Origin of the sequence: Nocardia pseudobrasiliensis NBRC 108224 (genome assembly GCF_001613105.1) — a bacterium.
GTDB lineage: Bacteria > Actinomycetota > Actinomycetes > Mycobacteriales > Mycobacteriaceae > Nocardia > Nocardia pseudobrasiliensis.
Window position 1 is genome coordinate 27,001 of record NZ_BDBS01000047.1, and the last position, 26,382, is coordinate 53,382.

Annotated in this window: 26 protein-coding genes and 1 pseudogene; 17 read left to right on the plus strand and 10 right to left on the minus strand. The window is 67.2% G+C overall.

Going from position 1 to position 26,382, the window contains the following annotated elements; translation table 11 throughout:
- Positions 1-781: 781 nt before the first annotated feature.
- A pseudogene (locus NP4_RS43125) lies at positions 782-961 on the plus strand (NAD-binding protein); the annotation flags it as partial.
- A 198-nt stretch (positions 962-1,159) separates the two neighbouring features.
- Here NP4_RS43125 and NP4_RS42890 read toward each other — a convergent pair.
- The 3 genes from NP4_RS42890 to NP4_RS31620 all read right to left on the minus strand — a co-directional run bounded on the left by NP4_RS42890 (position 1,160) and on the right by NP4_RS31620 (position 4,001).
- Positions 1,160-1,840, minus strand: a complete 681-nt coding sequence (locus NP4_RS42890; RefSeq protein ID WP_068005773.1) for a hypothetical protein — start codon at positions 1,838-1,840, stop codon at positions 1,160-1,162.
- A 450-nt stretch (positions 1,841-2,290) separates the two neighbouring features.
- On the minus strand, positions 2,291-2,650 hold the full coding sequence (locus NP4_RS31615) for a hypothetical protein (RefSeq protein WP_147288089.1): 360 nt from the start codon (positions 2,648-2,650) through the stop codon (positions 2,291-2,293).
- A gap of 193 nt (positions 2,651-2,843) precedes the next feature.
- On the minus strand, positions 2,844-4,001 hold the full coding sequence (locus NP4_RS31620; RefSeq protein WP_068005777.1) for a helix-turn-helix domain-containing protein: 1,158 nt from the start codon (positions 3,999-4,001) through the stop codon (positions 2,844-2,846).
- Between the two features lie 225 nt (positions 4,002-4,226).
- On the opposite strand from NP4_RS31620, the gene NP4_RS31625 reads away from it, so the two are divergent.
- On the plus strand, positions 4,227-4,472 hold the full coding sequence (locus tag NP4_RS31625; protein WP_068005778.1) for a hypothetical protein: 246 nt from the start codon (positions 4,227-4,229) through the stop codon (positions 4,470-4,472).
- Between the two features lie 43 nt (positions 4,473-4,515).
- On the opposite strand, the gene NP4_RS31630 is transcribed toward NP4_RS31625, so the two are convergent.
- Positions 4,516-4,875: a MerR family transcriptional regulator gene (locus NP4_RS31630; RefSeq protein ID WP_245998658.1), complete on the minus strand. Its 360-nt coding sequence runs from the start codon at positions 4,873-4,875 to the stop codon at positions 4,516-4,518.
- A 49-nt stretch (positions 4,876-4,924) separates the two neighbouring features.
- Here NP4_RS31630 and NP4_RS31635 point away from each other — a divergent pair, with 49 nt between their 5' ends.
- From NP4_RS31635 to NP4_RS31655, 5 genes are read left to right on the plus strand one after another with little or no spacing between them, the layout of a single operon-like run.
- Positions 4,925-5,773 carry an aminotransferase class IV family protein gene (locus NP4_RS31635; protein WP_068005779.1) on the plus strand — a complete coding sequence of 283 codons (849 nt, stop codon included), beginning with the start codon at positions 4,925-4,927 and terminating at the stop codon, positions 5,771-5,773.
- Complete coding sequence (locus NP4_RS31640) at positions 5,773-6,099, plus strand: hypothetical protein (protein ID WP_147288090.1); 327 nt, start codon at positions 5,773-5,775, stop codon at positions 6,097-6,099. Before NP4_RS31635 ends, NP4_RS31640 begins: the two co-directional genes overlap by 1 nt.
- 8 nt (positions 6,100-6,107) lie before the next feature.
- The gene (locus tag NP4_RS31645; protein ID WP_082876390.1) at positions 6,108-7,523 is read left to right on the plus strand and encodes a hypothetical protein; all 1,416 of its coding nucleotides are present in this window, start codon (positions 6,108-6,110) and stop codon (positions 7,521-7,523) included.
- A complete protein-coding gene (locus tag NP4_RS31650; RefSeq protein WP_068005782.1) occupies positions 7,524-7,829 on the plus strand; it encodes a hypothetical protein in 306 nt (101 codons plus the stop codon).
- Positions 7,830-7,838: 9 nt separating this feature from the next.
- Positions 7,839-8,132, plus strand: a complete 294-nt coding sequence (locus NP4_RS31655; RefSeq protein ID WP_068005784.1) for a hypothetical protein — start codon at positions 7,839-7,841, stop codon at positions 8,130-8,132.
- A gap of 3 nt (positions 8,133-8,135) precedes the next feature.
- Here NP4_RS31655 and NP4_RS31660 read toward each other — a convergent pair whose 3' ends face one another.
- The gene (locus NP4_RS31660; protein ID WP_211335972.1) at positions 8,136-8,585 is read right to left on the minus strand and encodes a DoxX family protein; all 450 of its coding nucleotides are present in this window, start codon (positions 8,583-8,585) and stop codon (positions 8,136-8,138) included.
- 197 nt (positions 8,586-8,782) lie between these two features.
- Here NP4_RS31660 and NP4_RS41320 point away from each other — a divergent pair, with 197 nt between their 5' ends.
- The 4 genes from NP4_RS41320 (at position 8,783) to NP4_RS31680 (ending at position 13,079) form a co-directional block, all read left to right on the plus strand.
- Entirely contained in the window at positions 8,783-10,018 is a 1,236-nt protein-coding gene (locus NP4_RS41320; protein WP_068005785.1) for a terpene synthase family protein, read from the plus strand.
- A gap of 68 nt (positions 10,019-10,086) precedes the next feature.
- Complete coding sequence (locus tag NP4_RS31670) at positions 10,087-11,304, plus strand: MFS transporter (protein WP_211335973.1); 1,218 nt, start codon at positions 10,087-10,089, stop codon at positions 11,302-11,304.
- A 260-nt stretch (positions 11,305-11,564) separates the two neighbouring features.
- Entirely contained in the window at positions 11,565-12,056 is a 492-nt protein-coding gene (locus NP4_RS31675; protein WP_211335974.1) for a DUF4442 domain-containing protein, read from the plus strand.
- Positions 12,057-12,131: 75 nt separating this feature from the next.
- Positions 12,132-13,079 (plus strand): alpha/beta fold hydrolase, encoded by a 948-nt coding sequence (locus NP4_RS31680; RefSeq protein WP_082876399.1) that lies wholly within the window; start codon positions 12,132-12,134, stop codon positions 13,077-13,079.
- 7 nt (positions 13,080-13,086) lie between these two features.
- Here the strand turns inward: NP4_RS31680 and NP4_RS31685 are convergent, their stop codons facing one another.
- Complete coding sequence (locus tag NP4_RS31685) at positions 13,087-14,472, minus strand: MATE family efflux transporter (RefSeq protein ID WP_245998660.1); 1,386 nt, start codon at positions 14,470-14,472, stop codon at positions 13,087-13,089.
- A gap of 190 nt (positions 14,473-14,662) precedes the next feature.
- Between NP4_RS31685 and NP4_RS31690 the strand changes: the two genes are divergently transcribed.
- The 3 genes from NP4_RS31690 to NP4_RS31700 all read left to right on the plus strand — a co-directional run bounded on the left by NP4_RS31690 (position 14,663) and on the right by NP4_RS31700 (position 20,091).
- Complete coding sequence (locus NP4_RS31690; RefSeq protein ID WP_068005789.1) at positions 14,663-15,403, plus strand: class I SAM-dependent methyltransferase; 741 nt, start codon at positions 14,663-14,665, stop codon at positions 15,401-15,403.
- Between the two features lie 87 nt (positions 15,404-15,490).
- Positions 15,491-17,290 carry an HSP90 family protein gene (locus tag NP4_RS31695; RefSeq protein WP_068005908.1) on the plus strand — a complete coding sequence of 600 codons (1,800 nt, stop codon included), beginning with the start codon at positions 15,491-15,493 and terminating at the stop codon, positions 17,288-17,290.
- The gene (locus tag NP4_RS31700) at positions 17,290-20,091 is read left to right on the plus strand and encodes a hypothetical protein (protein WP_068005792.1); all 2,802 of its coding nucleotides are present in this window, start codon (positions 17,290-17,292) and stop codon (positions 20,089-20,091) included. Before NP4_RS31695 ends, NP4_RS31700 begins: the two co-directional genes overlap by 1 nt.
- Here the strand turns inward: NP4_RS31700 and NP4_RS31705 are convergent.
- Positions 20,067-20,843, minus strand: coding sequence for a M15 family metallopeptidase (locus tag NP4_RS31705; protein ID WP_068005793.1), 777 nt, complete (start codon positions 20,841-20,843; stop codon positions 20,067-20,069). The genes NP4_RS31700 and NP4_RS31705 overlap by 25 nt on opposite strands.
- 14 nt (positions 20,844-20,857) lie before the next feature.
- Complete coding sequence (locus NP4_RS31710) at positions 20,858-22,075, minus strand: epoxide hydrolase family protein (protein ID WP_068005796.1); 1,218 nt, start codon at positions 22,073-22,075, stop codon at positions 20,858-20,860.
- Between the two features lie 82 nt (positions 22,076-22,157).
- Between NP4_RS31710 and NP4_RS31715 the strand changes: the two genes are divergently transcribed.
- The 3 genes from NP4_RS31715 (at position 22,158) to NP4_RS31725 (ending at position 24,149) form a co-directional block, all read left to right on the plus strand.
- On the plus strand, positions 22,158-22,778 hold the full coding sequence (locus NP4_RS31715) for a TetR/AcrR family transcriptional regulator (RefSeq protein WP_068005798.1): 621 nt from the start codon (positions 22,158-22,160) through the stop codon (positions 22,776-22,778).
- On the plus strand, positions 22,775-23,578 hold the full coding sequence (locus NP4_RS31720; protein ID WP_068005800.1) for an SDR family oxidoreductase: 804 nt from the start codon (positions 22,775-22,777) through the stop codon (positions 23,576-23,578). Before NP4_RS31715 ends, NP4_RS31720 begins: the two co-directional genes overlap by 4 nt.
- A 61-nt stretch (positions 23,579-23,639) precedes the next feature.
- The gene (locus tag NP4_RS31725) at positions 23,640-24,149 is read left to right on the plus strand and encodes a nuclear transport factor 2-like protein (RefSeq protein WP_068005802.1); all 510 of its coding nucleotides are present in this window, start codon (positions 23,640-23,642) and stop codon (positions 24,147-24,149) included.
- A gap of 3 nt (positions 24,150-24,152) precedes the next feature.
- Here the strand turns inward: NP4_RS31725 and NP4_RS31730 are convergent, their stop codons facing one another.
- Both NP4_RS31730 and NP4_RS31735 read right to left on the minus strand, forming a co-directional pair.
- Positions 24,153-25,502 (minus strand): phospholipase C, encoded by a 1,350-nt coding sequence (locus NP4_RS31730; protein WP_082876400.1) that lies wholly within the window; start codon positions 25,500-25,502, stop codon positions 24,153-24,155.
- A gap of 177 nt (positions 25,503-25,679) precedes the next feature.
- Positions 25,680-26,300 carry a TetR/AcrR family transcriptional regulator gene (locus NP4_RS31735; protein WP_068005805.1) on the minus strand — a complete coding sequence of 207 codons (621 nt, stop codon included), beginning with the start codon at positions 26,298-26,300 and terminating at the stop codon, positions 25,680-25,682.
- Positions 26,301-26,382 lie beyond the last annotated feature (82 nt).

A 26,382-nucleotide genomic window follows, 5' to 3' on the forward strand; every position in this document is an offset into this window, starting at 1 on the left:
CGATCTCACCCGTAGACCGCTCGGCCCCGCGGCATGAGGGTGCGTTCCGTTGGCTCGCATCGGCCGACGGAACGCGACTTACGGCGAGAGAGTGGGCTTTCACGGAGGTGCCGGAGTTGGTCGAGGCCGAGGCGCAGATCGCGATGGGAGCCGGGACGGCTGTCTTGCTTGCCGAGTAATTCTGTGATGACGAGGCGCATCCGGCGGTATTGGTGTGGCTCTCACATGGCTTGCCGACCCGGGGCGGCCGATTCACGGATAACCCACCCCGGGTCGGCTCCAAGTGACGTCATTCACCGATAAGTGGCGTCAGAGCCCCTCCAAAAAAGAGCGCGGACAGCTCACAATGGCAGCACATGGGCACTACCGACCCGTGCCGCCAAGTCGCGCCGGAAGCGCCGACAGGCTGGAAGGGCAGTGACGGGGCTGGGAAGGGGTTCCGGCAGCCCGAGCGCCGGGATCAGCGCTACGCCATATCCGCGGAAAAACCCGGTAGGGAGCCTGGGGCGGTAATTCCGATTCGCAGATAATTCTGCGTGTCCAAGAAACCACAGTTCACGTGATCCGAACCGCCCGATCAGAGCCATCATTGGCTGATTCGAACCCATTCGTCTGATGTGGGCTCGGCGCGCGGAGTGGGCTTGCGCGGCCGATTTGTTGCCTGGCAAGTGTCGGAGTCGCCGGGGGCGTGCCGCGGCTGGACGAATTCGAAACCAGCAGCATCTACTACGCCGCCACCCTCGTGGAAGCCCAACAGTGCCGTGACCAACCGGCTCTCGTTGTGGGAGGCGGAAATTCGGCAGGGCAGGCCGCACTGTTCCTGTCTCGCTTCGCATCTACGGTACGGCTGGCGATCCGCAGCGAGGGCCTCACCTCGAGCATGTCGCGTTACCTGATTACCCGGATCGAACAGACACCCGGCATCCAGCTGCTCCCGCACACCGAAGTCGGCGAACTGCTCGGCGACCGCAGTTCGACCCGTTGGAAAGCGAAGAACGGCGTGATGAGTGGGCTCCTCCAAGAACACATCGGCGGAAACTCTTACATTCTCTGTCGCTCGGGATCATCGGCGCGGTCGAGGTGGTCGGGCTCGGCGCCGATGAAGACGAACAGCGGCTACTGCCGTGGGCCCGGCATGGCGGTAAGCCGGTCCGGGAGTTCAGAACTTGTCCGGAAACTGGGTGATGATGCCCTGGCTGAGGATGTCGGCGACATGCAACATATGTGCCTTGTCCTCGTCGAACGTGGCGTCCGCGTCGCCGTAGTCGCCGCGGAGGACATCGACTCCGAAAGCGGCCGTCAGGTCGATGTGCATGACCATCGCCTCACGCAACTCCTGCTGCGACCAGTTCGGGTTGATCGAAGCCAACAAATCGGCGATTTCTCGAGCGTTGACGTACCAGTCGGCGAGTGCTTTGTCGGCTGCCGGTTTGTCGCCGCTCCTGGTGGCGACAAGGAACGGAGTAGACCCGAAGTTGTGCTGAGTCAGCAGAACTGTGAGCCGCGTGGCGACCTCCGGGCCGTAGTACGGTGCGAACGCGCCAGCGATGTCGACCCCGTTGCGCAGCACTCGCTCGGTAGTGGGCGGCACAGCGAGGGTGTCGTTGGCGAACGCGAGGAAGGACGCCCGGGTCCCGTCCAGGTGCTCGCCCCACAGCGCCCGCATCTCGGTGCAGATGCAGACCTTGGTTTGCACTGGCGCGACAGGCGAGTCGTGGAGCACCTGCGCCGACGCGATGGCCGCAGAATTGTAAGCGGGGAGAACGCCGCTGGACAACGCGAGCGCTGCCATCGCCGCCGCGGTGACCGCACAGTAACGGGCAGTATGTTGGATAAACATGATGGCGCCTTTCTGAAAGAATCCACCGTGGTCGGGCCCTGAAACGTCGCGGAACTGAACCGGTCCTGCCCGATAGTGGTTGGAATTTACCCGGCAGCCTCGCCGAAGCGCTGGAACGACTCGGATCTCGGGCGTGATAAAAGTGTTCCTCACGAATTCGGCACGAATCCCCACGGAAACCAAGCCGATTCGGCGCGCCCGGCAGCGCTCGTTCACCAACCGCGCGGATACAGATTGCGGCAGTTGGTCATCACCACGGGGTTCCACGCTGATGGAGTTGCCCGGGAGATCAGAAATGCCACTGGTTGTCTCGCGCCGGGAACCGCAAGATCAACCGGGCCCGAAGGCAAGACCCTGAAAGAAGCCCTCCGCGCCCGAATACATTGAATTCCTGAGTGCAGGCAGTTCGATCTTGTCCGGTGGGCGCGTTGGCCTCCATTCGTAGAGATTTCATGCGAATCGCCCCTGAGCTGTCTGCGCGCGAGCGACAGCTACCCGGCCATGGTGGCGCAGCTGGTCGGGGCCACACAGTTCGTGGACGTCAGCTGCGTCGGCGCCTCCACCGAGTACGCGACGCTCGACCCACCGATACAGCAGAACCAGACCGGCGACTACTGCCATCACCAGCACGGCGATCGCCACGACCGGCCACCGATCCGAACCCCCGGAATAGCTCATCTCCCGCGACAATCCCTCCGCCGCGGCTGTCCAGGACCACAGCACCGCAACACCCGACAGCACGACCAACAGCAGGGCGAGCATCACCGACCGCAGCGCAACGCGACGAATCCCCGCGGGCGGTGACGGCATCCGGCGAATGTAGCTGCCGAGATGCTGAGAGCCGTGAATCCCACCCGTGTCGGCAACTGCCGACCCGTACGGCGCGTTTCGGATCGATACTGATCCCGGCCCCCTCGCGGTCGCCGACACTCCGGGCCTGCGCTCTGCCGCCGGCGTCTATTCCGCGCCGCCGCCCTCCCGTGGCCGGGTGGCAGCGTCGGCATCACCCGGATGTGTGGGTACGAGGCCCCGGCGGACGCGGCGCGGCCGAACCGTGGGAAGTGGGCCGCCTCGGCTCGAATATCGGCGGTAGTCCCGACCCACCCTCGAACGTGCGCGGAACGTCGGCCCGGCGGCGCTCGCGGTGTCGAGCTATCGGCGGCGTGCCCCGCGGAGGCTGGTGGGGAGCGGGAAGGCTACCGGGTGCGGGTCGTTCGCCGGCTGCCTGCCGCCATTGACTCGGTGTCATGCCGTAGGCGGCCCGGAAACGCCGGGCGAAATGCGTCGCATCACGGAAGCCGTGGCCGTGCGCGATGGCCGCGATCGAGCGGTACCGCGATTCGGGCCGAGCCAAGATATCGCGCGCGCGTTCGAGGCGCTGGGCGATGATCCACTGCTCGAGACTGAACTCCGCGCGAGCACACGCCTTGTACAGGTAGCGCACCGAAATATGGTGTGCGCGAGCGATACCGGCCGGATTCAGGTCCGCGTCCAGCAGGTGCCGAAGGACGTAATCTCGAACCTGGGTCACCAGGATGTCCTCGGGAACGGCCGTGCCGTCCTCGCTACCACCGGCCGCCGATCGCAGCAACGCCCGCACCAGCTCCACAGACGCATCACCCAGCTCCGGCGCTGCCGGGTCTGCCTGCAATGCCTCGGCGCAATCCCCCAGCCGGACAATGTGATTCGCAACCAGCGGACCGAGCGCGCTGCGTCGCGGCCCGCCCAGACCGGCGCGGATCGTTTCGCTCGGCAACCCGAGCGCGTCCTCCGCGATGAACAGGGTGGTGACCCCGCCGCCCTGCCAGTCGAGCTCGTAGGGAAGGTCGAAATCCATGAAGAACAGATCACCCGGCACGAGTTCATGCTCCGTGCCGTCCTGCATCAATCGAGAACAGGTGTACTGCTGGACCTCGACGGCGAGCAGCGGGCTCGGTGAGACCCGGACCAGCCTCGGTGTCCGGACCAACTGCAGATCGGAGATTCTCGCCCGGACCAGGCCGAGCCGTCCGAACTGCCAGCCGTCGAGGCGGGCGTGGATTCCGCCGAGGCAAGGTTTGTGTGTCACATAGGCCGGTGCTGACGCCTGTTCCACCGCCGCGACCACCGCATCCGCCCGATCACCGGGATCGAGCGTATCGGTGTCCAGTAACACCGCCATGTCAATCCTCGTCCGCCAGACAGCTGCCCGCGCATTCGTTCGCAGCCGATTGTGCATCCGACGTGCGCGGGGCGGGGATGGATTCGGCGAATATTCTTCTCGCAGTGCATCTTCGGTATGTTTTCGGCACCGGCTCGAGCACACGCGCAGCGGTGCCTTTCGGTGTGGTCAGCACACATCTTGGTCCGGAAGCTAGGGCCGAAACTGCCCTAGCCCCTTCCTACGGTGGGTTTCACACAGATGATCACCGGCGGCCGCCGCACCTCGAATGCCCCCGTCATGGTGCATTTCGGCCGCAATGACGACGTCGTGCCCGAACACGTCGATGCCACCCTGGCCGCGGACTGGTGCGAGCGGGGCGCGCCGGTCATGTTCGGCGATCATCTGAAAACCCAGCCGATTTTGACCGGCATGCTGGTCGATCACGTGGTCGACTACCTCGTCGCCATGTCGACCTCGTTGAAGTCCTGATCGACCGCTTCGACGACGAGCCCGCCCCGGTCACCTGCCCGCGTCAGCGATCGGATGCGGCGATCAGGCCGACGAGCGCCGACCTGGCCTGCAGCAGCGCGCTGATCTTGTCGTCCATATCGCGCAACCGTTCGCGGAGAATGGGAGTCGCGCAGTGTTCCAGCCCCGGCCCCGGTCCCTCGACGCAGGGCAGGATCTCGTGGATGACCGAGGTGGACAGGCCCGCGGCCAACAGGTCTCGGATCTGTTCCACGAGCCGCGGGGCATCGTCGGCGTAGCGGCGATGGCCGCCGCCGGTGCGAATCGGTGCGAGTAGACGCTGCTCCTCGTAATAGCGCAGCAGACGCGGGCTGACCCCGGTGGAACGCGCGAGCTCCCCGATACCCATCACGACGTGATTCACCTCACCGACGCTTGAATCTCACATCCATGTCACGTTCTACCGTACCGGTATGGCCGATTTCGTTGTCCAACAGGATGGTTCGGCGGTAACCGCCGAGGAGCTGGCGCCGCTCGCGTTCGCGGGTTACGCGCATTTCACCGCCATGCAGGTCCGTGATCACCGGGTGCGGGGATTGGATCTGCATCTGCGGCGACTGACCACGGCGTCGGAGAAGCTGTTCGGCCGGGCGATACCCGAGGAGCGGATGCGTTCGTATCTGCACACGGCGGTCCAGGCCGGACCGCCCGATATCTCCCTGGCCGCATTCGTGCACTCCACCTCGGGCGAATTCAGCGCCGCCGAGGGAGATCCGCGGATGCTGATTCGCACCAGCGCCCCGTCGTCGGGCCCGTCCGGTCCACTGGCCCTCACCACGATCGAACACGAGCGCTTCCTCCCCACGGTCAAACACGTCGGCGAGATCGCCAAGACCTACACCCTGCGCCAGGCCGTCGCCGCGGGCTTCGACGACGTCGCGTTCATCGACCGCCGCGGACGCATCAGCGAGGGCACGATCTGGAACCTCGCATTCTGGGACGGCGACGCGGTGGTGTGGCCCGAGGCCGAAATCCTCACCGGCACAACATCAGGCATCCTCGAGCGGCAACTGACCCGGCTCGGCATCACCCAGCGCGTCGAGCCGATCACCCTGGCCGACATACCGTCGCTGTCCGGAGCCGTGGTCATGAACTCCTGGACCCCGGCCGTCGCGGTGCATCGAATCGACGACGCGCTCGTGCCACCGGCCCCGGAGTTCGTCGATTTGCTGCACCGGGCGTCTCGATCCGAACCGCTCACGGCATTCGACGGGCGTGCCGGTGCGCACTCGTTTAGCATGGCGGGCAAACGATCTGGCTGATGCGTTCGGAGTGGGGGGCCATGTCCTTTGCGGTGGATCCCGGCAGTCTGCATGCCGCGGCCGGGAATATCGAGTTGTTGAACGATCAGCTCAGCCGGGAGCCGCTGCTGGGGGCCGAGGGCGCCGCCGACAAGATGCCCGAATCGGCGATCGCCACCGCGCTGTATCGCACCGGCCCCCTCAGCGCACAGGTCCGCAATGTGATATCCCAACGCCTGCAAGCGATGTCGGGCCTGTTCACCGTATCGGCCGACACATTTCACGACACCGACCGGGACGCGGCCGATCGCCTGGCCGCACTCGGCGACATCAACCCCGGGAAGTAGCTCCCACCATGGGCATTCCGACCCGCAATCAGGTATGCCGTTGGGACACCAGCGGATTGGCGTCCGTCGCCGCGGCCGCGACGCATCACGCGGATACGATCGTCGCCATCGCCAGGGGCGTGCACACCATCGTCCACGACGACCTGATCTGGTCGGGCCAGGCCCGCCAGGCGGCCGAGGACCGCGCCGACCGGGAACAGACCCAACTCGGGGCGATCGCCACCGCCTACGACCACCTCGCCGAGGCCTGCGCGGGGGCCGACAACGCGATGGGTTTCGTAATCGGTGAGATCAAGACCATCCTGAAGACCTACGAGATCGCGCCGCTCAGCGTGGACGACGCCTGGATCGTGCACGGGGTCCAGGACGAGAACGCCGAGGGCGCGATTCAACTCGCCAGACTGGCCGGGCTGGCCAAGACGCTCGGTGAGGACGATGTCACCTGGAGCGGGAAGATCAACGCCGCGAACGACGAACTCGATCGACTCGCATCGCAAACCGCGCTCGCCGCCGCGATGAGGTCACTGTTCCAGTTCCAGGGCCAGGACCCGCGGGTGAGCGCGGATCGCATGACCGTCTCGGCCGCCGCGTTCCAGCAAATATTCGGACGCCCGCCGACCAGCCCCTCCGACTGGTCGACCGCGGAGGCGCTGAATCCGAAGAGTTACACCCCGGAATTTCAGGGCGTCCACCCCGAAATCCGGGTCGTGCGCATCAATCCGGTCCCCGGACAGGGCGTGGTGCGGATGTCGCAGTACATCGAACAGCGCGATGTGTCCGATCCCGATTTCCCGATGCGCCCGGGCGCGCGCGATCTGGGTAACAATCGCACCGCCGATCCGAATTTCGATCCCGAACATTCGAAGGTCACCACTTATATCGACTACGAGAACGGCATCGTGGTCATGCGGCAGAATCCGTCGGTCCGCGAGAACGACGACGGTTCGCCCGGACATGTCACGGTCGGCGCGCCCGACGGACGGGTGTGGCAGAACCCCGATGGATCGGTGCGCATCCAGTACGAGGCCACCAACCCGCTGGCCCCGGGCATCGCGACGAAACCCCCGTTCTCCGACGGGCATCACGTATCGGTCAACGGCGATCTGGTCATCTCACCGGGCCCGAACGGGGTCACGGTCAACGGAACCCGCACCGACTACCCGTCGATGGAGGTGTATCAGGACGGCCCCGACGGCCGAACTCGATTCTCCTATGTCGACCCGGCGAAATCGGGAAGTTCACTCGGCCCGGCCATGAATCTGCCCTTCCATCACGACATCGGGCTGGGCCCCACGGCTTTCCGTCCGTTCCACGAATGGAACAACCAGTACGATGTGCCCGGGAATCCCAAGCCATCGACCACATTCGGACCCGTGACCGATCCTCCTCGGGTGCCGGTACCGAAACAGCAGGGGACGATCTGAATGTCGTTTCGATCCTCGCCCGACCGCGAATACCACTGGGCGACAGCCACCTGGGGCGTCGCGGGCTGGTTCGCCCTGCAGACCCTGGTTTTCGGAATCGCCAAGGCCGTGATCCACGCCGATCCCGACGGGGCCGTCCTGGGCGGCATTCTCCTCGCCACGGCCGTGGGAATCGTCGGCGCCGCGGCGCTGCGCTGGCGCGCGAGCCCGAGGACGCGCGGACTGGCCACGGCGGCGATCGTCACGGCCGCGCTGTGGCTGGCCGCCTCGGTCGTGGTCGCGCTGGTCTACGTGGCGACCGAATAGGATCGCGTCGTGACCCCGGAGCCCGTGCACACCTCCGCCCCGCCGCGCGGACCCTGGTTCGGCCCGACGTCGTTTCGCACCGCGTCGATCGCCATGTGCGTCAATGTGTTCCCCGTGCTGATCGTCTCGTATCTGATCGTCGTCCTCGGCGTGGTGTACGCGGTCGAACTGATCGCCGTGCCGGTACTGTGCGCGATGAGAGGGCGGGCGCGTCAGATCGGAACCGGCCTCGGCGTGTCACTGGTCGGAACGCTCGCGTGTTTCGTTCTGCCGCCCGCACTGGCGGCCCTGTTCGGGCAGTGAACCTCAGGCGGCCGCGGGCGCCGATGTCCGGACGACGGGGCGCTCCTCGCGGGGGCGCAGGCGGCGCAGGCCCGGAATGTCGAGCATACGGTCGGCCGGGCGCAGGGCCCAGGAGACCACCGCGCAGAGGGTGAAGGCGCCGGTGTAGAGCAGGTGGTTCACCGTCGAATTCGAGGCGAGGTGGGAGGCGAAGGCGCCGGTCAGCTCGAAAAACGTTCCGGCATAGGCCCATTCCTTCACCAGGGGGAATTTCGGGGCCAGGATGGTCAGAGCGCCCAGGATCTTCCACACGCCGAGGATGGTCATCACATAGGTGGGGTAGCCGAGGGCGACCATGCCGTCCTCGGTGCCGCCGCGGTGGATGAGGTCGGCGACGCCGCCGGATATCCAGACGAAACCGAGTATCAGGGTGGTGGTCCAGTAGCCGATCCGGCGGGCCGTGTTCATCCGCATGACAGTTCTCCTGCGTCCGCGATGCGACCGGGATGGTCGCGCCGTCACCTCCATGACCGGCGCGGCGGCCGGGATGTGACGGCGCGGTCGGAGCTCACCGGCGTCCGTCGGTCGCCTCGATCAGGTGACGCCGCGTCACACCCTCCGCAATATGACGATTCGGACGAGACGGCCCGTGGGATTGCCGACAATGAGTCATGGATCAGGAATTATGGTGTCCGCTGGAGAGCTCGGTCCATCCGATGCTGGAAGTCATGGAGGCGGAGAGCATTTGGTGGCTCGACCGGCACCGTGTACTGCCGGTGGGCCGGCTCCCGGCATTCCGGGCGGGCTCCCCGGCGGCACTCGGCTCGTATACCTATCCGCGCGGAACGCTCGCGGGAACACAACTGGCGTCCGACTTCATCACCTGGCTGTTCGCTTTCGACGACCTCTACTGCGATGGCAATCGAATCGGCAGCGATCCCGTCGAATTCAGCGCGGTCGTCGGCGACCTGATCCAGGTCCTCGAAGCGCCGGAATCGGTGAATTCGCACGAACTTCCGGTCGCGCGAGCGCTGCGCGATCTGCACCGACGGGTCGGGGAGTCGAGTTCGGCGGTTCAATGCCGACGCTGGGCGGACGACACCGAGAAGTATCTGCTCGCCAAGCTGTGGGAGGCGGGGCGGCGACGGGCCGAATCCCTTCCGCCCCTGGCCTCCTACGTGCATATGCGCAGACTCGGCGGAGCCAATATCGCCTGCCTCATGCTCACCGATATCAGCCTGGGCCGCGAGGTACCGGCCGAGGTGATGTGCGCTCGCCGGATGACCGAATTGGTCAGGGCCGCAGCCGATCTCGCCGACCTCGACAATGATCTACTGTCCTATGCCAGGGAGAGCGGGCCCGACGAGGAGTTCCCCATCAACGGGGTGACCGCCGCGGCCCAGCACGGCGCGCGCGACACCGCCGAGGCCGTCGCACGCGTGCTGGAGTTCAGGAATACGCGGATGCGCACACTGCTCGAGATATCCGCGCATTTCGCCGAATCGCCGGATAGTCCCGCCGCCGAGTGCGGGCAGGTGACCAAACCGTCGCCCAGCACCTCCCTGACCCGATCGAGCAGCGGTCCGCCCTTGTCGAAAACCCGATCGCGCCGCAGCAGCTCCTGGGTCAGCGCGGGATCGCAGACCGCGACCGCGGTGACCGGCCCGAGTCCGATACGGACGAGATCGCCGTGTGCCGGTAGGGAACTCAGAAATCCGAGCGGGTCACGCAGCAGCGAAATCATATGCCCCAGCAGCGGCAGCCGATGCGGGAGGACAGCGATCGGCGACGAGTCCGTCATGACAACTCCTGACCTGGGCCGTGAGCCACATCATTTGCCATTGTCGAACGCGCGCCGCGCCGCCGCTGCCGGTTCGCGTCGGTTGTCGAACAACCTCCCGTTGTGACCGGCCGTGCTGTCGGTTGTTTGACCGCACGACCGAGCGTCGGCTTCGATCTGTCGACTATGTGGGGCATGCGATCGCCGGGGCGGGAGTTCGAATGGCTCTGGGGGGCTTATGCGGTGAGCGCGGCCGGTACCTGGCTCGCCTTCGATGCCTTCCCGCTGATCGCGATTCGGGTGTTGCACGCCGGACCGAATGAGGTCTCGTGGCTGGCGGCCGCGGGTCCCGCGATGGGAGCCGTGGTCGCTGTTCCGCTCGGGCCGTGGGTCGAATTCCGGCGCAAGCGGCCGGTTCTGGTGACGATGGATCTGCTCCGGTTCGCGATACTGCTGAGTGTGCCCGTCGCATACGCGCTCGGGCGGCTGAGTATCGCGCAGCTCGTCGTCGTAGCCATCGTCCTCGGCGCAGCGGATATCACCTTCACCGCCGCGAGCGGGGCCTATATGAAAGGTCTTGTGCGGCCCGAGGATCTACTCGTCGCCAATGGACGATTCGAATCCACCACCTGGACCGCGACCATGCTCGGCCCGCCGCTGGGCGGCGCGGCGATCGGATTGTTCGGCCCGGTGGTGACCGTAGTGCTCAACGCGGTCAGTTTTCTGCTCTCCGCCATGGGAATTCGCGCGATCGGCGGGCATGAGCCGCGGCCGCGAAATCACGCCGAACGGCGATCGCGCGCCGCCGACCTGCTCGCGGGCTGGCGTTTCATCCTGACCGATCCGACGCTGCGCCCGCTGCTGTTCAACGTGCTGCTGGTGAACGGGCTGATCATGGCGACCGCGCCGCTGCTGGCGGTCCTCATGCTCGGGCCGTTGGGTTTCGCGCCATGGCAGTACGGTCTCGCGTTCGCCGCGCCCTGTATCGGCGGTCTCATCGGTTCGCGGCTGGCGAGCGGTCTCGTCGCCCGCTACGGCCAGCACCGAATCCTGTTCGCCGCCGGGTCTTTCCGCGCGTGCTGGCTCCTGGGCCTGATCCTCATCCGTCCGGGCGTCACCGGCCTGATCCTCGTCATCGCCGTCGAATTCGGCCTGATCACCTCCTGCGGCCTCTTCAATCCGGTTCTGGTCACCTACCGTCTCGAGCGAATTCCGGGCGACCGCATCGCCCGCACGCTGTCCGCGTGGTCGGTCTCGACCAAGGCCGGTATCGCGGCCATGACCGCGCTGTGGGGCACGCTGGCCGCGCTGATCGGGACCCGCACGGCCATCGCCGTCGCGGGCCTGCTCGTGCTGGCCACCCCGCTCCTACTGCCCCGCCGCGACCGCACGCCGACGCCGGTCACGGCGTGAGGTCATAGACCGAGTTCGCTCGACGCGGCCGCCGTACCCTCGATCCGCGCGTCCGATGGCAGATGTTCGGCAGGAAGCCAAGTTGCACGATCGGCAACAGCGAGTATGGCTGTAGCACAGCATATTTCGAAAGCCACCCGCTCCGCGGTGGCGCACAGCCCTCTCCTGTTAGCCACCTCACAGCTATCTATACCGATCGGTTTACCCGCGCTACGCTACCCGAAGTAGACCGATCGTTATATCGACGAGGAGGCAATGCGATGGCAAGGAAGATGACTCCGCGACTACTGCGCTTCGGCCTCAATATCTGGCCTCCGCTGCTGTTCAGCGGCATCCGGGTCACCGAGGTCGCCGACGACTGGACCGCCGCCACCGTGCGGCTGAAGCTCAATCGCGCCACCCGCAACTACGTCGGCACGGCCTTCGGCGGATCGCTGTCGGCGATGACCGACCCGCTGTTCATGCTGCTGCTCATGCAACAACTCGGCCCCGACTATCTGGTGTGGGACACCGCCGCCGAAATCGAGTTCAAAACCCCCGGCCGCACCACACTCACCGCGACCATGCGGGTCCCGCCCGAGATCACCGACGATATCCGCCAGCGCGCCGCCGATGGCTCCAAGACGCTGACCTGGTTCGAAACCCAGATCGTCGACACCCGCGGCCGGGTCGTGGCCGAGGTCCGCCGCCAGGTCTACGTCCGCCGCAAGGCCGAGGCGGGGATTCGCGAAACGCTCGTGACGGAAATGTAACCGACCGGCCGTTTTGCCAGTGTTACCGTTCGGCTATCGGCCGGCGCGCGGCCCCGGATGCGGGAGGCGAGGCGAATGACGAGGTCATGGCGGACGCTGGGGAATGGTCAACTGGTCCGGCTGCGTGACGATATCGAATTCCGGCGGTACAACGGCCGCCGACCGGGCCGGGGTCTCGAGGTGACCTCCGCCGACGGCACCCGCCTGCACGTCGAGGTCTCCGGTCCCCGCGACGGCTATCCCATTCTGCTCAGCCACGGTATGTGCGCCTGTATCGACTACTGGGCGAACCAGATCGAGGAACTGTCCCTGGAGTATCGCGTGATCGCCTACGACCAGCGCGGCCACGGACACAGCGCGCGACCGCGCCGCAGCGGTTTCACCGTCCGCCATCTCGGCGACGACCTCGACGCGGTCCTCGAGGCCACGCTGCGCCCGGGCGAGCGCGCCCTCGTCGCGGGACATTCGCTGGGCGGCATAGCGATTCAGTCCTGGGCGCATCGCCATCCCGAGGCCGTGCGCCGCCGCGCCGACACCATCGCCCTGCTGAACACCGCCGCGGGCGATCTGCTGTACGGCTCGGATCTGCTGCCCATCCGCCTGCCGCGCTCGGTCACCTTCGGCCTGCTCGGCTCGACCCCGATGCCGACCCGCATGCCGGGCCGGACCGCCCTGCTCACCTCGGTCGTCATGTCCCGCTCGGCCTCTCCCGCCGCCCGAGCGTTGCTGCAGGAGCAGGTCCTGACCACCTCCGTGGCCACCCGGCGCGGTTTCGCGGGCGATCTGCGGAAGTTGCGCTCGGGCAGCCTCGATCCCGCGGGTCTGGTCGCGCCGACCCTGGTCATCGGCAGTGTCGACGACCGCGTCATCCCGATCCGGCAGTCCTACACCCTGGCCGAACGCCTACCCGATCTGATCGGCGTGATCGAACTGCCCGGCGGCCACAACGGACCATTGGAACAGCGGGTCGAGGTCAACCGTCAGCTGCGTCGATTGGCCAAAATGGGTACCGCCACCGACTGACGCGGCGCTATCGGCTCGCAAGCGGCTCCGCCGCAACCCGATTCGCCGGGCGAAGGCGCAGCTGGGTGCCGTGGATCATCAGGACGGCCGCGGTCGCGAGACCCAGGGACAATCCGCACCACACGCCCGCCACGCCGAAACCCAAGGGATAGGCCAGGATCAGGGCCGCGGGCAGCGCGACCAGCCAGTAGCCGATGGCCGAGAGACCGAAGCCCAGGGCGGTGCGGCCCTCGCCGCGCAGCAGGCCGACGCCGAGATTCTGACCCGCGTCGAAGAACTGCAGCACGGCGGCGAGGGTGAGCAGGGTGTGGGCGATGGCCAGCGCCGCGGCGCTTTCGGCATCGGTAGCGACGAGGAACGGGCGCAGCACGACATCCGGGATCGTGAGGTAGCACAGCGCGCTCAGCGCGGGGGCGATGGCCGCGTAACGGACGGACTGCCGCACCAGACCGCTTGCGCGAGCGAGGTTTTCACTGCCGATGGCCGCGCTGATCAGAGTGGACGCACCGTGGGAAAGGCCGGTCGCCACCTGCAGCACGATGTAAACCATCTGCGACACCACGCTGTGGGCGGCCAGCGCGGCCGGGCCGAAGGTGCCCGCGACCAATCCGAGGGCCGAGAAGATGCCCGCCTCGGAACCGAACGTCAGCGAGATCGGGACGCCCAGGCGCACCAGGGCACGGACCGTCGGGCGCGGTGCGGACAGAATGCGTAGCGACAGTCCGGCGCCCAGTTCGGGATCGCGGCGCAGGATCGTCCACAACACGGCCGTTGCGAGCAGGTAGCCGGTCGAGGTCGCCACGCCCAGGCCGGGAAGGCCGAGGGCGGGCCAGACACCCCAGCCGTGCGTCAGAACCGTTGCCAGCGCGGCATTGACGCCCACCCAGCCGATGGCCACCAGCGCCTGCGCGCGCGGTCGCCGCATCCCGATCGAATACGAGCGCAGCGCCTGAAACCACAGATACGGCACCACGCCCGGGGCCAGCGCGACGATCATGGGCCGGGCCGCGGCCAGCACGGCCGCGTCCTGTCCGAACCACTGCAGCGTCCAGCCCAGCCCGATCAGCGCCAGCGCGCCCGCGCCACCGGCGACCGTCGCGATGAGCAGACTCGCGCGCAGTACCTGACGAACATCGAAATCGGCTGCGATGCCGTCTTTTTCGTCACGTCCGGCCGCCGCGGCGACGTGATTCTCGGTGCCGATGATCAATCCGACGCACAGCGAGCGAATCTGGTTGAACAGCAACAGCGCCAGCCCGCCCGCCGCCACCTGCCGTACCCCGAGCGTCGCCATCAGCGCGACATTGGTGGTCGACACCGCCACCTGGGCCAGTTGCGCCACCGAAACCAGCGCGGCGAGTACGGTCAGTCCGCTGCCCACCCGGCGAGCCACCCACACCACCTCCACTCGAATCGGAACGCAAAACGCATGGTGGAGCTGGGAACTGCCGGAACGGGGTCGCCGGTACGCCGGCGAACGGACGCGATATCCTTCCGAGCAGTATAGATAGCCTTGCAGTAGCTGTAGGCGCTTCGGCGTCGAATCTCTCTCACCTCACGTATCCGCTCGAGCAGGAGGACGTATGGATTGGGAACGGTGGCAGCGCAGCTGGGACCGTCAGCAGGAGCTGTATCTGCCCGATCGCGAGGAGCGATTCCGGGTGATGCTCGATGTCGTCGAGGCCGTGGCCGGTCCGACGCCCCGCGTGCTCGACCTGGCCTGCGGCACCGGCAGTATCAGCCGTCGGCTGTTCGCGCGACTGCCCCACGCCACCTCGATCGGAGTGGATCTGGATCCGGCGCTGCTCACGATCGCGCGCGGATCCTTCGCCGATGATCCGCGCATCCGGCTCGTCAGCGCCGATCTGCACGCGCCCGACTGGATCGCGGAGATGCCCGACGAGCCCTTCGACGCAGTGGTCACCGCGACCGCGCTGCACTGGCTCACCACCCCGCCGCTGCTGCGGCTCTACGCCGATCTGGCGAAACTGCTTCGCCCGGGCGGGGTTTTCCTCAACGCCGACCACATGCCCGAACCGGGACGACCGCTGCTGCACGCCGCGGACGACAACATCCGGCGGACCTATCAGGACCGCGCCCGCGGCGCGGGCGCGCTGGACTGGGAGGGCTGGTGGGCGGCCGCGGCGGCGGAACCGAATTTGGCCGACGCCGTCTCCGCCAGCCAGGAGATCTACGGCACCGACGACAGCGGCGACACCCACCCGGCCGACTGGCATATCGCCCGCCTGCTGGAATCCGGCTTCCTCGAGGCCGGCGTGGTCTGGCGCTGCTTCGGCGACGCCATGGTGGCCGCCATTCGATAGGCATGACCCAGAAATCAGCGTGACGACGCGAGTGCGCCCTCCGGATTAGAGTGAGCCCCATACGAAGTGGGCGTGTCGGAGGCGCTGGTGGAACAAGTCTTTCAGGTCGACCTGCGCGGCATCGTCGACCTGCTCAGCCACCATCTCTACGGCAGCCCGCGGGTGTACGTGCGCGAGTTGTTGCAGAACGCGGTGGACGCCGTCACCGCGCGCCGTGTCGCCGACACCCAGGCGCCCGCGCGGGTGTGGATCGAAACCCCCGAACGCACCGGTGACGGCAGTATCCGGGTGCACGACAGCGGTATCGGGCTGACCGAACCGGAAGTACACACGCTGCTGGCCACCATCGGGCGCAGCGGCAAGCGCGACGATCTCGGCTTCGCCCGGCACGAATTCCTGGGTCAGTTCGGAATCGGGCTGCTGTCCTGTTTCCTCGTCGCCGACGAGGCGCGGGTCCTGACCCGCTCGGCGCGCGGCGGGCCCACGGTGGCGTGGACCGGTTCGGCCGACGGCCGCTACCGGGTCGCCGTGGCCACCGAACAGCGCGCCGAACCGGGCACCACGGTGATCCTGCTGCCTCGACAGGGTATGGAGCACTGGGTCACCGGCGATACGGTGACCGAATTGGCCACGCTGTTCGGCGGTATGCTGCCGCTCGAGGTCCTGGTGAACGGCCGCATCGTCACGCGGCCCGAATTACCTTGGCGTGCTCGATATTCCACGCCCGAAACGCGGAGGGCCGCACTGTGGGGCTACGCCGAGGAGACCTTCGGTTTCACCCCCTTCGCGACCATCGATCTGAGCTGCGCCGAATCGGGGGTCACCGGCGTCGCCTTCGTCCTGCCGCATGCCGCCAATCCGGCGGGCAAGGCCGGACATCGGGTCTACCTCAAGCGCATGTTGGTCTCGGAGAGCGTCACCGGCCTGCTTCCGGACTGGGCGTTCTTCGTCCGCTGCGTCATCGACACCGGCGAACTGCGTCCGACCGCCAGCCGCGAGGCCCTCTACGAGGACGATCTGCTGGAGGCCACCCGCGAGGCGATCGGCGCCCAGATCCGCGACTGGCTGGTGGAACTGTCCACCACCGATCCGGCGGGGCTCGCGGAGTTCCTGGACGTCCATCAGCTGGGAGTGAAGGCGCTCGCCCTCTACGACGACGAGATGCTGCGGTTGGTGGACCGCTGGCTGCCGGTGGAGACCAATGCCGGACGTCTGCCGCTGGCCGAATTCCGCCGCCGCTTCGGAACTTCGGTGCGCTACACGCCGTCGGTGGAGGAGTTCCGGCAGCTCTCGGCCGTATCCAGCGCACAGGGTCTGGGATTGGTGAACGGCGGCTATGCGTATATCACCGACATCCTCGAGCGGCTGCCCGCGCTCGATCCGGACATTCGCGTCGAGCGGCTCGATCCGAGTGAGCTGGCCACCCACTTCGATCTGGTGGATCCGGCCACCGAACTGGCGCTGCGCCCGTTCGTGAACACCGCCCAGCACGCCCTGGACCGGCTCGACTGCGAGGTCGTGCTGCGCACCTTCGAGCCGTCCTCGTTGGCGGCGCTGTATCTGCTCGATCGCGAGACCCAGCACCGAGCCGAACTGCGCAGTACCCGCGCGCTCGCCGACGACCTGTGGTCCGATGTGCTCGCGGCCTTCGACACCGCGACCGGACCCGACCGACCACAGTTGGTGCTCAATCAACGAAATCCGCTGGTGCGCAAGATATCCGGGATCGCCGAGGCGCGCCTGGCCACCATGGCGGTCGAGGCGCTCTATATCCAGGCGCTACTGCTCGGTCAGCATCCGCTGCGACCGGTCGACACCGCCCTGCTGAACCGCTCCTTCGCCGGTCTGCTCGACTGGGCCGTGCACGACAGCCGAGGCACGTTCTGATGTCGCATTCCGAACATCATCTGTACCAATTACTCGGCCAGGCAGATCAACTCGAATACGGCGACAGCAAAGACGCACTGCTGGAACAGGTTCTGCGGCATGCCGAGGCGGGCGGGCACACCCGAATCGCCTTCGACACCCGGATGCGGCTGGTGCAGTCCTACACCCTCGGCATGCACCCGGCCAAACTCTTCGTCCCGTTCGCGCGCTGTCTGGCCGATTACGATCGCGATCCGGCGACCTATGAACCGTGGGTGACGCACACTCTGCGCTGGTACTTCAAATACGCGGTGAACGCGCTCACCGATTTTCCGGAGGTGCCCGCCGACAAGGCGCTGGCCGCACTGGATCAGATGGAGCGTCGCTACCGCGTGGAGGGACAGAGCCTGCACGCGGTCTACGCCGCCCGCCACCGCGTGGCCGCCCATATCGGCGACTACGCGGCCGCCGACCGGTGGTACGAGAAGTGGTGCACCACACCGCGAGACGAGAACTCCGACTGCGAGGGCTGCGATCCGTCCAGCAAGGCGGTCTATCTCGTCGAGCGCGGCCGCGACGCCGACGCCGACGCCCTGGCCACGCCGGTCCTGCAGGGTGAGCTGACCTGTCACGAGCAGCCGCAGCACATCCTGTCCACCCTGCTGCTGGCGTATCTGCGCACCGGGCAGTTCGAACGGGCCCGCAGCGCACACCGCCGGGCCTATCGCGTGCTGCGCACCCGCCCGCAGAGCCTCGACGATATCGGCGCGCATCTGGAGTTCTGCGCCCTGTCGGGCAATCAGGCCCGCGGCCTCGAACTGCTCGACCGGCATCTCGGCTGGCTGGATCGCGCGCCGAATCCCCTCGCCGCCATGCGTTTCGCCGCCGCGGCGGCGCTGCTGCTGCGCACCGTCGTCGCGGCGGGGCACGAGACGACGACCGTGCGCCGACCCGCGCACGGGGAACGCCCGGTCGCCGACGCGACGGTCTCGGCGTTGCGCGCGGAGCTGACCGGCGAGGCCCTCGCGATCGCCGCGCGCTTCGATCGACGCAATGGCACCAACCATCAGACCACGCTCGTGCGGGCCGTACTGGACCGCGAACCCCTCGTGGACCGGCTGCCGCTGTCACCCGGCGCGCAGCTGCGCGCACTGCCAGCGGCCGCGTATCCCGCGGCGCGCGAACCGGAAACACCCGGGCGCACCGCCGCGGAGATCATCGAGCGCGCCGAACACGCCCTGGGTCGCTACGACGAGGAGACCGCCGCGGCGCTGCTGCGGCGGTTGGATCCGACCGACGATCCGGCGCTCGCGGCGCGAACGACCGTCCTGCGCGCCCGGCTCGCGACCGATCCGGCCGATGCGGAGCGCGGCTTACGCCGTGCCGCGGCGGAATTCGCCGCGTTGGGCGATGAGAACCAACAGCAGGCCAATCTGGGCCGACTCGGTGTCCTCCTGTGCGAGCGCGGTGCGATCGATGCGGGACTGACACTGCTGCGGACCGCGTACGACCATCTGACCCGGCATGGGAACGATACCGAAAAGCTGCTTGGCACAACGCGGCTCGCGGCGGGCCTAGCCGTGGCCGACCATATCGACGAGGCGCTGCCGTTGCTCGCCGCCGCGGCTTACCTCGCCGCCGCCTCCGGCGATCCCGTGGCCATCGGCGATGTCGCCGCAGAGCGGATGTCCCTGCCCGCCCGCGATTCCGACGAACGGGCCGAGGCCATCGCGGCGGCTCGGCGCGCGCTGTCGGCATTCCGGGAGGCCGACCTTCCCCTGCTGTGCATCGCCGCGGCCCAACGACTGTCCCGATTACAGTGGGAGAACGGCGATCCCGAGGCGGCCCTCGCGGCCGCGGACCAGGCGTTGGCCGCCCTGCCCCCGGACGCCCCGGACGACTATCGGTTCGCCGCGTACGGCCTGCGCGGCACGCTGCTCAATCAAGCGGGCCGCGCGGCCGAGGCGATCGCCGATCTGCGCACCGCCATCGCCGCCGGACTGCGCCACGGCATCGCCGAAGTTCCCTTCCGCCAATGGGATCTGGCGGCCGCCTATCGCGCGACCGGACAGCTGCTCGATGCCACGGATCTGGCCGAGGACGCGGTGGACGGTCTGACCGCGATCGATCAGACCGAGGCGGCGCAGCACTGCCGCTATCTGCTCGCCGGTCTGCACCGCGATCTGCGCGAATACGAGCCGGCCCTCACCCTATTGGAGCAGATTGCCGAATTCGCGAGGGACAGCGGGGATCTCGACGCCGAGGGCAGGGCGCTGACCGAGGCGGCCGCGGTGCTGGATCTCTTGGACCGCGACGACCTCGCCGCGCAGCGCCATCGGGAGGCCGGTGAGGTGTTCCGGCGGGCGGGTAATCTCGCGCGGCTCACCCGCTGTCGCACCAGCGAAGCGATGTCGTGGCGCTGGGCCGGTGATTTCGACGCGGCGGCCGCGGCCCTGGCCGAGGCCGAACAGGCGCTGCGCGAACTCGCGGCCACCGATACCGAGCCGAATCTGCTGGCCTGGCATCGAGCCGAACTGAGCCACACCACATCCCGCGTGCTGTTCGGCAGCGGGCGCGCCGAGGAGGCCGAACCGCACGCCGCCGCCGCGGCCGCCGGATATCGCGAACTCGGCTACGCGGCCGATGCCGCGCGCGCCGAACTGGTGCACGGCCGGATCCTGTTGGAGCTGGGCCGTCCGGACCGGGCCGTCGCGGTCCTCGGCCGGGCGTTGGCCGAGGTCGAGGCGGACGACCCGGTGCATCCGGTGCTCACCGATGCCCTGGGCGCGGCCCGCGATCAGTGCACCGGGAAATCGAAGTAGGTATCGGGGAACGGCTCGTCGCGCAGCGTGAAATGCCACCACTCCTCGGGCAGATTCTTGAATCCGTGATCGGCCATGGCATCGCTCAGCAGCGCGCGCAGACCCCGCTGCGCCCCGCCGATCGCCGGGTTGGCGGTATGCGCCGCCGGATCGAAACAGTCGAAACCCGTGCCGAAGTCGAGCGAATCGTCGTGAAATCGCTGCTCCGCGGGCAGGACACATTCGCGCAGCGCATCGCCGGGGTGATACTGCTCGGCCGTCGGCGCGGGCAGCGCGACGATGGTGAGATCCACCGTGCTGCCGCGGGTGTGGCCCGACTTCTCGGCAATGTACCCGTCGCGGAACAGATTCGACTTGTCGACGGTCGGGTAGAACTCCTGTTTCATCTTCATATCACCGAGATCGCGCGCCCAGGAGACGAATTGGTCGACCGCGCGCTGCGGCCGGTAGCAGTCGTAGGTCTTCAGGCTCAGATTCATCGGCCGCAGTTCGCGCTGCACCTCGGCCAGCGCCGCGGCGGCCTGCTTGGTCAGCAGGCATTTGGGGGCCTCGTAGCCGTTGATCCGGGAGCCGATGAAGTTGTGCTCGCCGAAATAGCGGGCATCCACCAGAATCGACGGATCGGCCTCGGTGACCGAGACGAAATCCGCCTCGCTCGGCCGCGGTTTCGCCGGATCGGCGCAGCCTCCGCCCAGTCCCACCACGCATATCAGCGTCAGCGACCCCACCCAGCGCGGTAACGACCTGCGCATGACTCTCCTCTCCCTCAGCACCGCCCGCGAAAGGTGCGGCGGAGATCGTCGACCCACAGGTCGGGAATCTCCCAGGGGATGAAATGTCCACCCCGGTCGTGCGCGGTGACGTTGACCAGGTTGTACCAGTCCCCGCGCGGACTCGCCCGGAAATGCTCGACGCGTTCGTCGGTTCGGACGCCGGGTGGATTCTCGTAACCCACCAGGGTGAGGCCGGTGGGCGCCTCCACCTGCGGATGCCGGTCGTGGCTCGGGGTCCAGGGGTAGCGATTGTTGTTGGCGTAGGTACGAATCGAGCTGGGCAGGGTGCCGGTGGCCCAGAAGATCGTTGCGTGGGTGAGGATTTCGTCGCGTCCGAAGACGGTGTCGACATCGCCGTCGCACCACGCCGCCCAGCGCTCCAGGATCCAGGCCAGCATGCCGACCGGTGAATCGGCCAGGCCGTGGCCGAGGGTGCTGGGCGCGAGCATATGGGCGGCGAGATGGACCGCGAAGCGTTTCTCCAAGGCCACCAGGCGCTTTCGCACCTCGTCGGACCAGTCGTCCGGAATCGGATGGCCGCCGCTGAGATCCCAGGCCCGGTCGCCGTTGAACAGGGTGAGCATCTGCCCGGAGCCGATGTGAATCCCGTACAGCTCCTCGGCATAACGGTGTCCGAGCTGCCCGGTGACCAGCGCGCCGACATCGCAGCCCGCAGCGGCGTAGCGGTCGTGGCCGAGGATTTCGGTCATCAGCGTGTGCCAGAGTTCGGCGATCTTCCAGAAGTTCATATCCGGCCGCTTCGGCAGCGGGCCGGAGAAGCCGAAACCGGGCAGCGACGGCACGATCACCTCGAACGACTCGGCCGGATCGCCGCCGTACGCGCCCGGATCGGCCAGCGGGTCGATCACCTTCGACCAGTGCCAGAACGTCCACGGCCAGCCGTGGCTCAGAATCAGCGGCGTCGGATTCGGACCGACCCCGGGCCTACGCAGGAAATGCACCGGCGCTCCGTCGATTTCGACGCGGTAGTGCTCGTAGCGGTTCATGGCCGCCTCCGCCCGCCGCCAGTCGTAGCCGCTGTGCCAGTAGCGCACGAGTTCGCGCAGGTAATCGCCGGGCACGCCGTAGGACCAGTCCGCATTGTCGACATCGTCGAACCATCGGGTCCGCGCGAGCCGTTCGCGCAGATCGGTGAGGATCTCGTCGGGGACGTGGATGGGATCGGGGCGCAACGGAAACTCGCGGGTCACGACTCCAACCTATAAGCGAGCGCTGTCATCCATACGTCTAAATCAATTACCCATTTGTAAAGTAGCGTGTTAGCGTGACGCCGTGCCCGCACATCGCACCCCCGAACCCGATGCGCGCGTTCGCGATGCCGAACGCACCCGGCGCTGCCTGTTGGAGGCGGCCTTCGACGAGTTCTCCGCGCGTGGATTCGCCGGGGCCCGAGTCGGCGATATCGCCGCCCGGGCGGGGGTGAACAAGCAGCTGATCACGTACTACTTCGGCGGTAAGGCCGGGCTCTACCGGGCGCTGCAACAGCAGTGGCTCGACCGTGAAGCCGATTTCGCTGATCCGGATCTGCCGCTCGGCGAGGTGGCCACCCGCTATCTGCACGACGCCCTGACCGATCCGCGCGGTATCCGGCTGGCGGTCTGGCGGTCGCTGTCCGAGGAGACTCCGGTGGCCCCGTCGACCGGCACGGCCGACCTGGCCGATGCCGAAAGACGCCGCACACGTGGCGAAATCGCCGACGATCTGGATTCCGCCGCGGTCCGCCTGGCCGTGATGGGCATGGTCGTGGCGCCGGTGCTGCTGCCGGATGCCGCGCGCGAGCTGTTCGGCGTCGATCCGGGCACACCCGAATTCGAGCGGCGCTACGCGGATCAGTTGCGGCGCATCATCGCTCGCTTCGCACAACCCAGAACCGAAGAAGGAGAAGCCCAGTGACATATCTGGTCACCGGCGCCCGCGGCACTGTCGGCCGCACCGTCATCGATCGACTGCTCGCCGCCGGAATTCCGGTGCGGGCCACCAGTTCCCGTCCGCAGGAGACCGACCTACCCGCGGACGTGGAGGTGGTCGGACTGGATCCGGCCGACCCGGCCACCTACGCGGCCGCCTTCGACGGCGTGGACCGCGTGTTCATGTACGCCGCCGACGCGGGCGTCGACGAATTCCTCACCGCCGCACAGGGTGCGCGGGTGGAGCACATCGTGCTGCTGTCCTCGCTGGCGGCGCAGACCCCCGACAATTTCATCGGCAACCGACATGTGGCGGTGGAGCGTCCACTGCTGGCTTCGGGCCTGCCCGCGACCATTCTGCGTCCGGGGGCCTTCGCCACCAACGCGAATATGTGGCGCGATTCGATCCGCACCGAACGCGTTGTGCGCCTGCCCTTCCCCGATGTGCAGCAGAGTCCGATCCACGAGGCCGACCTCGCCGATGCCGCCGTCGCCGCGCTCACCACGCCCGGACACGCGGGCAAGGTCTACCCGCTCACCGGCCCCCAGTCGCTGTCGTTTCGGCAGATGGTCGACCTGCTGGCCGATGCGCTGGGCGAGCCGATCCGGATCGAGCGGATCAGCTTCGAACAGGCCGCCGAATTCGTCTACCGCCCGGTGCTCGAGCTGTGGTCACGACTGGGCGACGAGCCCGCGCAGGTCGGGCCGACCCTCGAATCGGTCACCGGCGAATCCGGTCGCACATTTTCCCGGTGGGCAGCCGACCACGCGGACGATTTCCGGTAACACCTATTGAAATCCGGCCCGTCCGGGAGTTCGATCCATACATGCCGCCGAAATCGGGCGGATGATCGGTTCGAAAGGCGAACGGATGGATCGGGCCACCTTCGAGGACTACCTCGCCCGCCACAATGCCGGGGATTACCGGTCCATGGCCGAACGCTACTTTCACCCCGAGATAGTCATCGAAGTGGCCGGTCATCCGGTCGTCCACGGGCGCGACGCGGCGCTGCGCCGGCTCGACGCGGTCGTGCGGGATGTGACCTCGACACTGTTCGCCTACGATCTCGAGCTCGACCCGGGCGGCCTCGAGGTCTGGGTGGATCTCTACGAATGGGCCGAATGCCGCCACGACGGAAGTTCACTGTTCGGCGTGCCGATGCGCGCCGGACAGATCCGGCTGGTGCCGCTGCGCGCACACTTCATTCTGCGCGGCCTGCGATTCGGCTGCATTCTCGTCGAATCCGCCGACCAGCCGATCGAAATCGACGATCGGTTCGGGCTCAGCACGAATCGCGGATCCGATCGCGCCCGCTGGATCGAGCAGTACCGGCACGGAAAACGGGCCCACTACTAGGAGTCAGCGCGGCCCGGTATGCGGTTTGGTCCCCGGTTCCTGCACGGGTTCGGTCTGCGGCGCGGCCGGGACGACCGGTTTGGGCAATTTGTCGGTGGCATTCGCTCGGGTCACCTCGGCGTCCACGCCCGGAAACGAGACCGGCGTGGTGGCGGGCGGCTGATTCAGGCGCAGCGCGGAGGTCAGATCACCGAATGTGTCGCGCCGCCACGCGGAGATATTGGGTTCGCGAACGCCGGTGAACCACTCCAGGAATCGCAGGCACGAGGTGTGGTCGAAACGTTCGGTGGCCACCCAGCCGCCCGCGGTCCACGGCGACACGATGATGGTCGGCACCCGATATCCGCCGCCGATCGGATCGCCCTGGACGAACTCATCGGGCTCACCGGCGCGCGGCAGCGGCGGCACGACGTGATCGAACAGGCCGTCGTTCTCGTCGTAGGTGAGGATGAAAACCGTTTTGGCCCACAGTTCTCGATTGGCGGCCAGGGCATTGATCCGGTCGGCGATGTATTTCGCGCCGTCGGCGGGCCGATAGTCGGGATGTTCGCAGGCGGCGGCATTGGGCAGGACCCACGACACCGCGGGCAGCGTTCCGGCGCGCGCGTCACGTTCGAATTGTCCGATCGGCGAGGTATCGATGCCCCTGCGCCGCAGCGGTGAATCCGCGGGCGCCTGCTGGTAATTGCGAAACAGCTCGAACATGTTCAAGCCGTAGTCGTCGATCTCGTTGTAGACCTTCCAGCTGATCCCGGCCTGTTCGAGCCGTTCGGCATAGGTGGTCCAGCCGTAACCGCCGGGCGCGCGGACATTGCTGATGATCGGGCCGCCGCCCGTGCCGCCCGGATCTATCGTCCCGGTCATCCACATCATGCGATTGGGCCAGGTCGGTCCGAGCACCGAGCAGTGGTAGGCGTCGCATACGGTGAACGCGTCGGCGAGCGCGAAGTGGAACGGGATATCGGCGCGTTCGTAATAGCCCATGACGTAGGGCCCGTTCTTGCCGTCGGCCTTGCGATGCGCGGGCAGCCAGCGATCCATCGCGCCGCCGTTGAGCGCCTGATGCTGGACGGCCCAGGCGTGTGAGGTGGACGGGATCTTCTGCACGCTGTTGCGGTAGGTGTCCAGGTGGAACGGCAGCGTATAGCCGTCGGGATTCTGCGCATCGGGCTGTTGGAACACCGAGGTCCCATCGGGAAAGCGCAGGGCATCCGGATCGGCGAAACCCCGTACGCCCGGCATGGTCCCGAAATAGTGGTCGAACGAGCGATTCTCCTGCATCAGCAGCACCACATGTTCGATCGGTTTCGGCGCCACCGGATCGGCCAGCACCTGGCGCACATTCGGCGGCATCGCCGCGAACGCGGCGGCCAGCGCCGCACCCCCGAGAAATCGCCGCCGCGTCAAACCCCGTGCGGTCGTGTCCGATTCGCTCACCGGTCGTCCCTTCACTCGCTCGAGCAGGCGAGCACACGCTACGACGCCATGATGAACATTCTGTTTCCAGCCGGTAGCACTTTTCCGCTACCCCTATTCGGCCTCCGCGCTCCGATGTTCCAGACCCGTGCGCTCGAGCATGTCGAGCAGCAGTTCGAAGGCGGCGTCCACCCGGTCCCGATCGCCGGTGGTGATGAGATCGATCTGCAGACCGCGGACCTGGGCGAGCACCACGGTGGCGGCGGTGGCGACCGTGCGGCGCGGCCAGCCGTAGCGAACCAGCGATTCCTCGATGAGGGCGATCCAGGTCGTGATCAGGTTCTCGGGCAGGGCCGTGCCGCGCGCATCGGAATAGCCTGCCGCGGCCGCCAATTCGAACAGCACGCGGAACTGCCGCTGTTCGCGTGGCTGACACAGCCGATCCCAGATCGCCCGCATCAGTTCCGATCCGGTGGTCGCCTCGCTCAATTCCTCGGAGAGCAAACGGGATACGAAATCGGTGCGAATACGCTCGAGCACCTCGGCGATGAGCGCGTCCTTGGTCTCGAAATGCCGGATGAGTGTCGCGTGACTGACCCCGAGCGCGGTCGCCATCGGACGCAGCGACAGTTCGGCTACACCGTGGTCGAGCACGTACTCCGTGGCCGCCTCGAGCAGCTCCGGGCGGCGATGCTGATACCGGAGCTTTCGGCCGTCGATTCGGATTTCGCTCATTGCGGTGATCGTAACTGGTCAGCCATTGATTCCAGGTAGACATACCGATCGGTTGCATAACCGAGTGGAACTGCTATCTTCG